The sequence below is a fragment of the Nitrosomonas communis genome (assembly GCF_900114745.1).
Lineage (GTDB): Bacteria > Pseudomonadota > Gammaproteobacteria > Burkholderiales > Nitrosomonadaceae > Nitrosomonas > Nitrosomonas communis_A.
Window position 1 is genome coordinate 1 of sequence record NZ_FOUB01000006.1, and the last position, 14,493, is coordinate 14,493.

General features: G+C 47.6%; 8 protein-coding genes and 1 pseudogene. 6 read left to right on the forward strand and 3 right to left on the reverse strand.

Annotated elements, in window-relative coordinates:
* From BM122_RS03875 to BM122_RS03885, 4 genes and pseudogenes are all read left to right on the forward strand, one after another.
* Positions 1-454, forward strand: a pseudogene (locus tag BM122_RS03875) (transposase); the annotation flags it as partial.
* Positions 455-965: 511 nt separating this feature from the next.
* Positions 966-1,115, forward strand: a complete 150-nt coding sequence (locus BM122_RS23100; protein ID WP_177198040.1) for a hypothetical protein — start codon at positions 966-968, stop codon at positions 1,113-1,115.
* Between the two features lie 206 nt (positions 1,116-1,321).
* Positions 1,322-1,753: a PGPGW domain-containing protein gene (locus tag BM122_RS03880; RefSeq protein WP_074903847.1), complete on the forward strand. Its 432-nt coding sequence runs from the start codon at positions 1,322-1,324 to the stop codon at positions 1,751-1,753.
* Between the two features lie 435 nt (positions 1,754-2,188).
* Positions 2,189-3,397: a Fic family protein gene (locus BM122_RS03885; RefSeq protein ID WP_074903849.1), complete on the forward strand. Its 1,209-nt coding sequence runs from the start codon at positions 2,189-2,191 to the stop codon at positions 3,395-3,397.
* Between the two features lie 96 nt (positions 3,398-3,493).
* Here BM122_RS03885 and BM122_RS03890 read toward each other — a convergent pair whose 3' ends face one another.
* Positions 3,494-4,825, reverse strand: a complete 1,332-nt coding sequence (locus BM122_RS03890) for an MATE family efflux transporter (protein WP_074903851.1) — start codon at positions 4,823-4,825, stop codon at positions 3,494-3,496.
* A 551-nt stretch (positions 4,826-5,376) separates the two neighbouring features.
* On the opposite strand from BM122_RS03890, the gene BM122_RS03895 reads away from it, so the two are divergent.
* Both BM122_RS03895 and BM122_RS03900 read left to right on the forward strand, forming a co-directional pair.
* Positions 5,377-7,830 carry a Lon protease family protein gene (locus tag BM122_RS03895; RefSeq protein WP_074903854.1) on the forward strand — a complete coding sequence of 818 codons (2,454 nt, stop codon included), beginning with the start codon at positions 5,377-5,379 and terminating at the stop codon, positions 7,828-7,830.
* A gap of 66 nt (positions 7,831-7,896) precedes the next feature.
* Entirely contained in the window at positions 7,897-8,445 is a 549-nt protein-coding gene (locus tag BM122_RS03900) for a glutathione peroxidase (protein ID WP_074903856.1), read from the forward strand.
* A 121-nt stretch (positions 8,446-8,566) separates the two neighbouring features.
* Here BM122_RS03900 and BM122_RS03905 read toward each other — a convergent pair whose 3' ends face one another.
* On the reverse strand, positions 8,567-8,995 hold the full coding sequence (locus BM122_RS03905; protein WP_074903858.1) for a rhodanese-like domain-containing protein: 429 nt from the start codon (positions 8,993-8,995) through the stop codon (positions 8,567-8,569).
* Positions 8,996-9,583: 588 nt separating this feature from the next.
* Positions 9,584-14,473, reverse strand: coding sequence for a HAMP domain-containing protein (locus tag BM122_RS03910; protein WP_218151982.1), 4,890 nt, complete (start codon positions 14,471-14,473; stop codon positions 9,584-9,586).
* Between the last annotated feature and the right edge of the window lie 20 nt (positions 14,474-14,493).

The window sequence follows — 14,493 nt, forward strand, 5'->3', positions numbered from 1 at the left end:
TGGTTCGGGTTGTCTGGTGCGAGTTTGAAAATGACCATAAGCCTGGCCAATGGAAAACAGCCAGTCTTCTGCTGAGCACTGATACCACGTTAACCGCAGAACAGATCGTAGAAAGCTATAGCCTGCGCTGGTCGATTGAACCCATGTTCAATCAACTGAAACAGGCTTGGGGAATGAAAGAGGCATGGCAGCAAACACGACAAACACTTCATCGCTGGATACACATTACCATGGCGGGTTACGGCTTGGTACAGCTATTGAGTGGCTTGAACAGCCAGGCAGTGGCAGTACTGTGTCAGCATTCCCCATGGCGCAAGCATCAGCCTCAAACTGCCGGGCAGATTCGTAAAGGACTGGTCAATATTTTAAGACATATCGCTATTCGGTCATGGTGGCATGCAAAATATAAAAATTCATACCACCAGATTGGAATAAAAATTGGAATTCAGGATAGGAATAACGCAACAACAGGTAATACGTCAAAAAGATCAAGTGCTTTACGTCATTTAAGTTGGAAAAAATCCCAGCTGTGGGGGATGGTTTACTCTAAACTCTAGTAAATCGCCAATTAAATTTGGCAAGCGTAATGGTTTTGTGTCACGATTCATCAAAGCCTCCTTGTGGTGAATTAAGTTCGTCAAGCAAACTAAATTTTACCACTTTTTAGACTTTGTTATATATTAATCAATAGGTTATGCTGATTTCTTTGCCAAGATTGAATCCCGAAACTTGAGAAATTATTTTTCTGGTCAAAGAAGCGTCAGAAGGGGGGGTATACTACTTGCGCATGGGATCAACCGATTTTTACCGAGGGAGATAACTGGGGAGGTTGTATGCACAGGTGCACGATACCGTAATTATCATTTTGAAACCCTAAACGCAGGTTCCAGGTGAATTAATTCAAATTCTTTTTGAACAAAGAAGAGCCATAGAAGGTGCAAAGAAATTATTAAAGGAGGCTATTAATGAAAGTTGAAGTAACCGTTGAATTAGACATCAATTTATCTAAAGCTAGTCTGGAAGATATCAAAAACTTGTTAAAAGAAATGATGAATCCTATCAAATTCGATGCTTTGGAAGCGGTCACTATTAAGGATATAAAAATAGGTATTTAATCTAATAGAGATCGTTACAGTAAACCTTTTACTTCTCACAGCTCGGTCCGGACGGCACTTTGGTAAACGTTATGTCAGAACGACCTATTTGTTTTGAGCGCAATTACAGCACAATAATCATGCTAGTACTGCACTTCATTACGGATCATGTTGTCTGACCGCTGAATCCTTCATTTGTAACTGGAAGAAATGCTAAGATATGCATTATGAGTGAAATATTTAAAGTAATTCAACAATGGATTCCGGCCGATATCCTGATTGGCATCACTATAGCTTCAATTATTGGCTTTATTGGTACCTTGATCGCTATTCCCATCATTCTGATCCGCTTGCCAGCGGACTATTTTGACACGCGCACCCCTCGCCATTGGATGAAAGATCATCATCCAGTGCTACGGGTAATGGGCTTAATCATTAAAAACCTGGTCGGTAGTGTGTTCGTTCTGGCTGGGCTTATTATGCTATTCGTGCCAGGGCAGGGCGTACTGACTATGCTGATTGGCATTTCTTTACTGGATTTTCCCAAAAAGCGTGAGTTGGAAGCTAGAATTGTTAGTCAACACAGTATATTGAAAGCAATTAATTCCATCCGCCACAGGTTTAATAAACCACCTCTGATTTTGGCGCCTCGTTCTTAATAATATCTGAAAGCGAGAAATAATCTCGCGCTTACTTGGTTACCCAGCACTGTTAACTACTTCCTATGAGCTGGAAAACTTGATCAATAAAAGAGTAGCTGAATTTCTTATTCCATTTAAAGGAAATCTGACTTTGTCGGTTTTTTCTTGCCCTATTATTTGTACTGCCTGTGGCTTATCATCGTGTCATGTTTGATTGGAGATGAAATTAGCTGACTTGCTATATGTCCGTTAAAGGACTGCATGAATGATTCTGATAGTGTTCCCTGGTAGGTGAAACTGCCGCGTACCAGGAAAACGTTTCATCGAGCAAGCTATACAAATAGATTCGTAACAGATGGACATTATATAATCATTAATAATCTATTTTTTAATGTAATATACTGAATAATATGTGAATTGATTATAAAGTAAAAGGACATTTGTGAGGACATTATGCCTGACATCGAATTGGCTCCGGGCTTGGAATGTTTAACACGTCGCGTTGACACGGATCGTTTTGGTCCGTTTGTTTTCGAGGTGGGAGTGGAAGCTGCTCGGATCAAACTGGCACTTCAGCGCGCTGAAGATACGCATGACCGTTTTATTGCCTCACCTTTTTCTCAAGTAGCTAATCAGCTGGAGCGAGAAGTGGTGGTCAGCAGTGTGTTTGGAACAAATACCATCGAAGGGGGCAAGCTGAGTGAAGATGAAACTGCAAATGCTTTAATGCTTGATCCAACGCAGGTCAAGGAAATTGAACAGCGGCGTGCAGTGAATATCAAGGCTGCTTATGACTTATCGCAACAGGTTGCCCGAACTGCCGGGTGGTCCCTGAATCGGGAGTTCATTCTTGAGGTGCATCGCCTCATTACGCTGGAAATTCCCCATCCCAATAATCAGCCTGGCAAGCTTCGCAATAATCCGAAGCACTATATTACTTATGTTGGTGACGAGGGCCACGGTGGACGCTATAAGCCACCTCAATATGGTAAGGATATTGATCGCCTGCTGGATGCGCTTATCGATTGGCATGCGGAAATGGAAAGATCAGGCGTTCCTGCATTGATTCGGGCGCCGCTGGTGCACCTCTATTATGAGCTCATTCATCCTTTCTGGGACGGTAACGGCCGTGTAGGCCGGGTAATCGAAGCCACTTTGCTGCAAGCGGCAGGTTATCGCTATGCGCCGTTTGCCTTGGCGCGCTATTATCTCGCCCATATCGATACTTATTTCACGTTATTTAATACCTGCCGCAAGGCCGCAGAAAAAGGGCAGGTGTGGCTTAATCACGCATTTGTCGAGTTTTACCTGGAAGGGGTTCGTCAGACGATCAATACGCTGCAAGACAGGGTAAACCAGATGACGGCACTGTTGCTGTTTGAAAGTAAGCTTCACCGCTTACTCGAGGAAAAACGAATCAATGTACGTCAATATACGATTATTTCCCAATTGCTGGGCAGGCGTCGCGCAATGCCACTGGATGAAATCCGTCAAGCACCCTGGTACACAGGCCTGTATTTAAAACTAAATGATAAGACACGGCAACGAGACTTACGTCATCTGCGTGAAATGGAATTGGTTTTCCTGGATACCCATCATAACCTTTGGCCAGGAGTAATCAGACCGCAAAACATCAAGCCGTTGAGTAAAAAGCAAATATGAAGTTACTTTCTCATATTATATTCATACGCTCTACGGCTTGCCTTCGTGTCAACTCCGCGCAAATTTTGATTTGGAAATGCAATGAGAGGATGGGTTTCATTTGGTTTGACTGAATGCCTGCCTTATTCTTACCGGCAGGCGTGCAGATAAAGTAAGGCCACGTACCAGCAGGAATACATGCAAAGCGAGCCACAAGCCATCATTCGCAAAATCACGTAGCCACCACCATGCCGCCAGATAAGCAGCGAGCGAAACCAGCATCATCCGACTCATGTCGCGTGACCAGGTAGCGCCTATGAAGACGCCATCCATTTGGAAGGCAAGCACTCCAGTGAGAGGTAACAGGGCTACCAGCAGCAGATATTGTGCTGCTTCCATTTGTATTGATTCTAGTGTAGTAATGAGCGCGATCATGGGCTCACCCAAGATCCAGAGCATCGTCGCCAACAAGCTTGCCATAACAATATTCCAGCCTAGGGTCAGCTTTAGGCTGCGCATGAAGCCGTCGCGATAATTTGCACCGATGGCGCGACCAGCAAGTTGTTCTGCAGCAGATGTCAGCCCGTCCAGGAAATAACTGGCCAGCATGAAAAAATTCATCAACACGGCATTGGCTGCCAGCGTTTGTTCGCCCAAATAGGCCCCTTGTGTAGTAAAAAAAGCAAAAGCAAACAGTAGCGCAAAGGAACGCAGCATAATATCAAAGTTGAGGTTGGCAAAGCGCCAGAGCGCAGCCCGATCCATCAATCGCAGCCAGGATGGCCATGTGCTGCATTTGAAATATGGATAACAAATCAGTAAGCCGAGCAGGAAAGCCAATAATTCGCTCATCACAGTTGCGGCGGCGACGCCTTCGATCCCTAGCGCCAGATGCAGACCAAGAAAGATGGAAAGAATAATATTGCTGCCGTTGAGCACAATCTGTAGCAGTAGCCCAGTCCGGGTCTTGCCCAGCCCTATGAACCAGCCTAACAAGGCGTAATTTCCCAAGGTCACTGGCGCACCCAGCATACGGATCAGCACATATTGCTGCGTGGCAATAGCAACCGTTTCGCTTGGTTCCATCAGATAAAGGCCAAGCGATAACAGCAGCGGGGTAAACATGAGTAAAATGATTCCGCTGGCAACCCCTATTATCAGTGAGCGCAGCAGCGTTGTCTGAATTTCAATCTCATCCTCCCGGCCATAGGCCTGAGCAGTCAGACCGGTAGTGCCAGAACGCAGGAAGTTAAACGTAGTAAAAATCACATCAACTAAAATAGCGCCAACAGCCAGCCCACCAATCATGAAAGCTTCTCCTAATCTGCCCACCACAGCCGTGTCGACTACCCCCAGTAAAGGTGTCGTCAGGTAAGCGAGGATCATTGGGGCGGCAAGGCCGAAGACCAGACGGTGGTTAACAGTAAAAGGCCGAGTAGGATGAGTCATGGTATTTCAATTTTAATGAATGGTAGTTAGGCAGAGAGTATCCGTAACAGTGCTAATTCCATTTCTAAATCAACACCGGCTTTGTCGGCTTCACCTTGCCGTATTATGGATACTGTCTGCGGCTCGCCTTCGCGTCATGTTTGATTTGGAAATGAAATAACAGGCTTTTGAAAAATGATCTACGTTGCCGTTGTGGTATTAAAAAAACTCAAAATGCTCATTTATCAGGTATAAAATAAATCCGCTTTTTTTGCCTATCATCAATTGCTTTGGATACATTTTTCAACCGCCTGCTACTTCTTCCTATTGCCAATCAAGCTTGGTTTTCTTCAGATTTTTCTCGTCGATTATTGATACTTGTTTGCGGCTGACTTTCGAGCATACTTGATTTGGAAATGGAATCGGAAGTGTGTTGCTTATCTAATAAAATAGCACAACCTGAAATAATATGGCACGTGATGGTGACATGGTTATTGTTATTGTTCCTGTCAGGAATAGTGATTAAACGGTTACAATTCTGGATTTCTTTCTAACAATAAAAATACTGATAAATGCGAATTATTGAACTGACTCCGCACCAGCTTCGCCTGACGATTAATCCTGATTTACTTGGATTTACTGATACTTCAGAACTGGTCGGTCAGCCATTCTCCTGGATCGGGCAAGAGCGTGCCGAAAAGGCTGCTTACTTCGGACTCGAAATGGAGCAGCCGGATTATAATTTATTCGTGCTTGGGGAAGTAGGGAGTGGACGGTCTTCATTGCTACGGCAGGCGATGGCGAAAGTAGCGTCAAACAGGCCTGTTCCGCCTGATTTGTGTTATTTGCATCACTTCGGTGTGCCAGAAAGACCCCTTGCCTTGCGTTTGCCGGCAGGCGAGGGGCGTTTGTTGCGCCAAAAGCTGATACAGCTAGTGAAATATCTGCAGACAGAAATACCCCGATGTCTTGAGGAGCCTGAACTCAAGGCGGAAAGCAAGCGGATTGAAAAAAACTTTAAACTGGAAGAAGCTAAAGCTTTTGCCGAGCTTGATGCGTTTGCTGAGAAACATCGTTTCGCTATTCAGCGGGAAGCCGGCCGTATGGTTTTCACGCTAATGGATAAATCTGGGAAAATTTTAACTGAACCCCAAGTGTTGGCGTTACCTAAGGAGCGAAGAGTCGAAATTGAGGAAGTAGAACAAGCCTTGCAGGCTGAAATTGCACGCTATTTTGAGAAGATACGTCCTTTGGAACGAAGCAAAGATGAAGCTTTGGTGACGTTGCAGCGCAATAAGGTCAAGTTGCTACTGGAGGGTGAATTAAAGGCAATTCGCAGTATGCTGAAATTATCCGCAGAAGACCGAAGCAAATTTGACCTCTATCTGGTGAAGATGGAAGAGGATATTCTCGAGAATGTAGCGTTATTCAAACTCTCTGATGCTGACGAAGAAAAACGCAAAGAGGAAATTAAATCCTTATTAGCACGCTATCAGATTAATCTGGTGGTAGATAATCACGATTTGAAGGGAGCACCGGTTATTATTGAAGAAAGTCCATCTCTTCGCTCACTATTTGGCAGCATCGAGTATCAATCAATCGAAGGCGTTTTCGAGACGGACTTTACGCGTATTCGGGCGGGCAGTTTGCTGAAGGCACATGGAGGATTTCTCATGCTGCACCTCGATGATGTGTTAGTGGACAGCCTGCTTTGGGAGAAATTATGCCGCTTGCTGCGTAGCCATCTACTACAAATTGAAGAACCCGGAACGACCTTAACCCAGATTCCAGCTGTTTCGCTCGAACCGGAAGCAGTGCGGATTCAGGTTAAGATTATTTTGATCGGCTCGCGTGAACAGTACTATATATTACAGGAAGAAAATCCAGAGCTTGCCAGGCGTTTTCGTATCAAGGTTGATTTTGCTGATAGCTTCCTAGCCAGCGCGCAAAGCCGCCTTGCTTCTTCCATTTTTGTGGCGCACGCCTGTCATGAAGCGGGTTTGCCTCATTTTACCGCAGCTGCGGTTGCGCGTTTATTGGAAGATTGCCACCGGGAAGCTAACGATCAATCTCGTCAGAGTGCTATTTTTAGCCGTACAGAAACACTGGTATTGGAGAGCGCAGCTCAGTGCAAAGCCCATACCGGTTGCCTCGTGGATGTGGCTGATGTCGAGAATGCGCTGCAATCACGTATCCATCGGCATAATTATCCAGATCAATGTTTGCAGGAATCGATCGCCGATGGGGATGTCATGATCGTGATCGAAGGAAAAAAGGTTGGGCAGATTAATGGTCTGACGCAAATAGATTTGGGGGATCATTGTTTTGGCGCGCCGGTGCGTATTACCGCGCACACGTTCGCGGGTGAGAATGGGGGAGTGTTGAATATCGAGCGCGAGGTAGGGCTTTCCGGCCCGATTCACGATAAAGGCATGTTCATCTTGCAAAGCTACCTAGCGGCCTTGTTTGCGCATATCGCACCGCTTGCACTCAGTGCTTCTATCGTATTTGAACAGGAGTACAATGGAATAGAAGGAGATTCTGCCTCGTGTGCAGAATTGTATGCTTTACTTTCTGCATTATCGGGCGTGTCACTCAAACAGGGGATTGCAGTGACGGGTGCAATTAATCAGTATGGTGAAGTCCTGCCGGTAGGAGGTATCAATGAAAAGATAGAAGGTTTCTTTAATGTTTGTGAGAAAGCGGGGTTAGATGGGACGCATGGGGTGCTGATTCCTCATCGCAACCGCAGGCATCTCATGCTGTCACATCATGTAATCGAAGCAGTTACTCAAGGCTTGTTTCATGTTTATACTGCAGAACATGTGAGTGAAGGGATTGAGTTGCTAACCGATTTCCCGGCTGGCTTTGCGCCTGAAGCAGATGTGAATGAAGTGATTCATTATCCTTATGACAGCGTGCTGGGATATGCGCAAAAAGTACTTCGTACTTACCGTATTGCTTGCCAACTTACCCAGCACACTAAGACAGAGCGCAGGCGGTTTATTGGGTCCGCTGAAAGATAGGACGAGGAATCACGATTATTTGCAGTAAGTGCGCCATAGGATCAATTTTTACAGAAGGAGACATTGATGCGTATTATTTTGCTATTCGTGTTAATTTGTTTTGTTCAACCTGTTTTCAGTTGTCGGGATGGCTTACTCGATCAGAATTTTAGAAAGCTCGCAGGCAGTGAGGTTGTTAACTTATGTCATGCCTATTCTGGTAAGGTGCTGCTCGTGGTGAATACTGCCAGTAAATGTGGTTATACACCTCAATATGATGGCTTGGAGAAATTGCACGAGACATATGAGAAACAAGGATTCGCAGTACTTGGCTTTCCTTCCAATGATTTTATGGGGCAGGAGCCTGGCACGGAGGAAGAAATACAGGATTTTTGCCGGCTAACTTATGGCGTCAAATTTCCTATGTTTGAGAAAATAACTGTTAAGAAAGAAGATGCTCACCCACTCTTTCAGCAGCTCGCAGAAGTTTCTGGCACTTATCCTACCTGGAATTTTCATAAATTTTTGATTGGTAGGGATGGTAAGCTGATCAAGCAATTTAGTCCCCATACGAAACCTTTTGATTCGGAAATCGTGGCAACGATCGAGCGAACGCTCCAGCAAACGTCCAAGTAATGAATGAATCTAACCGCCAGTTTGAGCGACTCTATGTTAACCTGGCGAGCTACCCAGGTTAGCTGACTTAAGATAAAACCCTACAAAATGTGCTCTATAGAGTGAGTCAGTGCTGTAAGCTCTATGGATATTCAAAAGATGCAGTAGGATAGCCAGCTTCTTTCCATTTCGGAAATCCTTCTCGATAGTAATAGATTTTGTGCCATCCCCATTCTGCTGCTTTTTTGCTGGCTTTAGAGCTGCCCAGGCAATGAATCCCATTGCAATAAAAAACAACGCCTTGACCCTTCTCGGCAAGGATATTCAAATCGCCGGCCGTGAAAAGTTCACTATTGACATCCAGATGCTTGGCCCCTCGGATATGTTCATAATTGAAATATTCCAAATTACGCACATCAATAAAAATATTGCCTTGATCATATAACCATTTAGCGGTCGCTGTGTCTACGGTAACCGCTCCAATAACTTCTTCAGGTGCGTTATTCTCTGTAGCGATGGCGCTCACAGCGGGCAGAAATAAGAACAGCAAAGCATATAAATATTTTTTCATGTTATTTCCTATATTATTTTCTAATAAAACGAAAATAAACCACAAATTCTTGCCGTAATTTCTGGAAATACTTTATAGAACATTATATAAGCGACGTTCAGACTGAGCAGTAAATTCTGCGTTTGCTTACAAAGCATATCGTATTAATGGTTTTCCTCCAACAGAATAGTGCTTGAGCAACATTGCTAATTCATTTGTTGGGAGAGCGTAGCGCTTTCTTTTCAATACTCAAAGTAGCACTAAAAATTTTTATATCTCACTTCTAGCACATTTCGTATTCTTCAATGGCAATATTTATCTGAATCGTGGTGGTTTTGTTTTTCAAGGGAGCAAGTTAAGGGGAAAGAGTTTATTAGCTTCTTTTTATAGTATTATTTCCCATCTAAAACATCCAATAAATCAGTTTATGCCGGTCTCTCTTACCTGTTAGCCAAGAGGATAACCAGCAAAGCCATCTTGTTTTCCATAAACAGCAAATGGGGTGTTATGAGAAATTTATTATGGATACCCTCCTGAAACCGCCGGCAAAGGCAAAGCGGTTGCAGGTTGTGTGCCAAAGCGATGCGATGCCGGTATGCCAGCCGGTAGTTATTTATGCAGCCATACTCGCATCACTGAAAGTAATCGAGCAATATCAACCGGCTTGGTGATATAGTCGGATGCGCCGGCCGCAATGCATTTCTCACGGTCGCCTTTCATAGCCTTGGCGGTCAGCGTAATGATGGGCAATTGCTTGAAGCGTGGTATGCGGCGGATTGCCTGCATCGTATCATAGCCATCCATCTCAGGCATCATGATATCCATCAGCACGATTTCAATCGATGGATTGTTTTCCAGAACTTCGATGCCATCTTTGCCGTTTTCGGCAAACAATACCTTCATATGCTGTTGCTCCAGCACCGAACTTAGTGCAAAGATATTGCGCAAGTCATCGTCGACAATCAAGACCTGGCGTCCACTCAGTCCGTTATCGGCAACCTGGCTCTCATCCAGCATGCGCTGCTTCGACTCAGGCAGGTTGGCTAGAGAAAGATGCAGGAATAGCGCGGTCTCATCCAGCAGATGTTCCAACGAACGGACCTCCTTGACCACGATGGTTTTAGTGATACGCTTGAGTTTTGCCGCTTCTTTGCGCTCGAGTTTCTTGACTGCGTAGATCACGACCGGCATGGTGCGCAGGCTTTCATCCTTACTTATCATGTCAAGCAGGTCAAAGCCATTCATGTCCGGCAGGGTGGGGTTCAGCACCATACAATCGAAATGATCGGATTGGAGTGTTTCCAGCGCCTGCTGCCCGGTTTCGGCAGTGAGGATATGCACATCGGACTCGCCAATTAAGTCAATCATGGCGTCGCGCTGCTTCTGGTCATTCTCCACTACTAGCAGGCTTCGCTTGTGATTGGATAGGAATTGCTGGATGCGGATGAATTCTTCCTGCAGTCGTTGCAAGCTCACCGGTTTGGCCAGGTAAGAGATGGCGCCGAGCCGCAGACTACGCTCGCCTTCCGTCTGGTTTGAGAGGACATGGACCGGAATATGGCGGGTGACCGGGTCGCGCTTCAAGCGGTCAAGCACCGACAGTCCATCAGCCTCGGGCCGATCGATATCCAGCAGGATCGCGGTCGGCAGGTAATCCCGCGCCAGGGTTAGTACAGAATCACCATACGCGGCCACGATACCCTTGAAATTCTTTTCGTGAGCGAAATCTAACAGGGTTTTGGCTAGACGGGGATCGTCTTCTACAATTAAGATGGACGGACCGCCGGATGCAACCAGCGCCCTGTCATCCAAGGTTGCATCCCCTGCCGTGGTCATTACTGTCGGATTGGCGATGGAGTGTTCCGGTCTGGCCGGTTCGGCATGGTCTAACGCTTTTTCGGGCGTGTAGATGACACCGGTAGTCAGCGTTGTCGCCTGCGGCGGCGACTGGTCCACCAATTTATCATTGACGGAAACATGGCTGTTGTAAGGCAGGAATAAGGTGAATGTGCTGCCGACGTTAAGTTCGCTTTGCACCCGGATCTCGCCATTTAGCAGGCGCGCCAGTTCGCGGCTGATCGACAGTCCCAGTCCGGTGCCGCCATATTTGCGTGCCGTGCTGCCGTCCGCCTGTTGGAAGGCTTCAAAAATCAGTTTCAGTTTATCAGCCGTAATCCCTACTCCAGTATCGGTCACGGAAAAGGCAACTACTATAGCGCTTTTCGACAGAATGGGATGACCGATGCTCCAGCCCTCCCGTACCGGCGCTATCTTCAGTGATACATTGCCACGGGCGGTGAACTTGAATGCATTGGACAACAGGTTCTTTAGTACTTGTTGCAAGCGGGTAATATCTGTCATCAATGAGAATGGCAAGTCCTCGGCCAGCTCTACCGAGAAACTGATGCCCTTGGCTTCGGCCATATGGCGGAAAGTTCGCTCCACATAATTGCGCAGGTTCTGGAAGTGGTATTCGCTGACGTCCAGCGTAACCGTGCCCGACTCGATTTTCGACAGGTCGAGAATGTCATTGATCAGCGTCAGCAAGTCATTGCCTGAACTGTAAATGGTCTTGGCGAATTCGACCTGATTGTGGGTCAGATTGCCTGTGGGGTTGTCGCTTAACTGCTGAGCCAGGATCAGCAAGCTATTCAATGGCGTGCGCAACTCATGCGACATATTAGCCAGGAACTGCGATTTGTATTTGGAGGACAGCGCCAGTTGCGCCGCCTTTTCCTCGAGCGCGAGCTTGGCTTGCTCGACCTCGCGGTTCTTGCGTTCTACTTCAAAGTTTTGTTCGGACAACAGGCGCGCTTTTTCCCCCAGTTCATGGTTGGTTTGCTGCAATTCCTGCGCCAGTGATTGCGATTGCATCAGCAGGCTTTCAGTCCGGCTGTTGGCTTCGATCGTGCTAATCACGAGGCCGATCGATTCCGTCAGCTGGTCCAGGAAGGCATGGTGCGTCGAGCTGAAGGGTTCAATCGAGGCCAGCTCGATTACACCGAGGACCTGACCTTCGAAGCTGATCGGCAGCACCAGCACGTTCTGCGGCGCGCTTTCTACGAGGCCGGAAATGATCTTCAACGTCTCCGGAAAGCTCGATGTAAGTAAAATCTTTTTCTTGTTGAAAGCCGCTTGGCCGACGAGGCCGTGCCCCAGCTTGACCTCCTTACCGTAAGTGCTGTGGCCGTCCGAAGCGTACGACGCCATCAGGACCAGCTTGGGCTGCGCATGGGTATAGTGCAGTACGTAAAACTCGGACCGCTGCGCGCCCACCACTGCAGCTAGTTCAGACAGGATCAGGTGACCTAGCGTGACCAAGTCGCGCTGGCCCTGCAGCATCCGCGAGAACTTGGCCAGGTTGGTCTTGAGCCAGTCCTGTTCCATGTTTTCCTGCGTGGTGTCGTGCAGGTTGCGGATCATCTCGTTGATGGTGTCCTTCAGCACTGCCACTTCACCTTGCGCTTCCACCGAAATGGATCGCGTCAGGTCACCCTGGGTCACGGCAGTCGCCACCTCGGCAATCGCGCGCACCTGCGTGGTGAGGTTAGCGGCAAGCTGGTTCACGTTCTCCGTCAGGCCCTTCCATGTGCCCGACGCGCCCGGCACCTTGGCCTGGCCGCCCAGCTTGCCTTCTACGCCCACTTCGCGCGCTACCGTCGTCACCTGGTCGGCGAAGATTGCAAGCGTGTCGGTCATCGAGTTAATCGTATCCGCCAGAGAGGCGATCTCGCCCTTGGCTTCCACGGTCAGCTTCTGTTTCAGGTCGCCGTTGGCCACTGCAGTCACCACCTTGGCGATACCGCGCACCTGCGAGGTCAGGTTACCCGCCATGAAGTTCACGTTGTCCGTGAGGTCTTTCCAGGTGCCGGCCACGCCCTGCACATAGGCCTGGCCGCCAAGCTTGCCTTCAGTACCGACTTCGCGCGCCACCCGCGTCACTTCCGAGGCGAACGAGGAGAGCTGATCTACCATCACATTAATGGTATTTTTCAATTCCAGAATTTCGCCCTTCACATCCACGGTGATTTTCTTGGACAGATCACCGGCGGCCACCGCCTTCGTCACATCGGCGATATTGCGCACCTGCGAGGTCAGATTGGATGCCATAAAGTTGACATTGTCAGTCAGATCCTTCCATGTGCCGCCTACTCCTGGCACATAAGCCTGGCCACCCAGACGTCCCTCGGTACCGACTTCTCGTGCAACTCGAGTTACTTCTGATGCAAACGAGTTCAACTGGTCCACCATCACGTTGATTGTGTCCTTCAATTCCAGTATCTCACCCTTCACATCCACGGTAATTTTTTTCGACAAATTACCATTTGCTACCGCAGTCGTTACTTCCGCAATATTTCGCACCTGGCTAGTCAAATTGCCCGCCATTGAGTTTACTGAATCGGTTAGATCCTTCCAAGTACCAGCCACACCCTTGACTTGCGCCTGACCGCCCAGTTTTCCTTCGGTACCCACTTCGCGCGCAACTCGCGTCACTTCCGATGCAAATGAGGAGAGCTGGTCCACCATCACATTGATAGTATTCTTCAATTTCAGTATTTCGCCTTCCACATCCACGGTGATCTTTTTCGATAAATCGCCATTAGCTACCGCTGTGGTCACTTCCGCGATATTGCGCACCTGGGAAGTAAGATTGCCAGCCATCGAGTTTACACTGTCGGTCAGATCTTTCCATGTGCCAGCGATTCCAGGTACATGGGCCTGGCCGCCCAGCTTGCCTTCTGTGCCCACTTCACGTGCTACTCGCGTTACTTCGGAGGCGAACGAATTCAATTGGTCCACCATCACATTGATGGTATTTTTCAATTCCAGGATTTCGCCTTTCACATCCACGGTGATTTTTTTCGATAAATCTCCGCGCGCCACCGCTGTAGTCACTTCCGCGATATTGCGCACCTGGGAGGTAAGATTGCCAGCCATCGAGTTTACACTGTCGGTCAGATCTTTCCATGTACCAGCGATTCCAGGTACATGGGCCTGGCCGCCCAGCTTGCCTTCTGTGCCCACTTCACGCGCTACTCGCGTTACTTCCGAGGCGAACGAATTCAACTGGTCCACCATCGTATTTGCGGTAGAGGCTGCGCGCAGGAACTGCCCCTTGAGCGGTTGCCCGTTAATATCCAATGCTACCGTTTGCGAAAGGTCACCCTTGGCGACCGCGCTGACCACACGCGCCATTTCTGTGATCGGGCGAACCAGATCATCAATCAATATATTGACGGCTTTGATTTTGTCAGCCCAGCCGCCTGCCACATTCGGGACCGAGACGCGCTGCGTGAGCTGCCCTTCACGTCCCACTATCCGGCTGACATGTGTGATGCTTTTTGCCATTTGCTGATTTATTTCGATAATATCGTTCAGCGTATCGGCGATCTTGCCAGATAAGCCGGTCCAGTCGGATGGCATACGAATAAAGAAATTGCCCTTTTTGAGAGCGGTCAATACTTTAAGTAAGAGCTTTATATCCAACTCTTCAGTCAAATCTGTCCTCATATCCATCA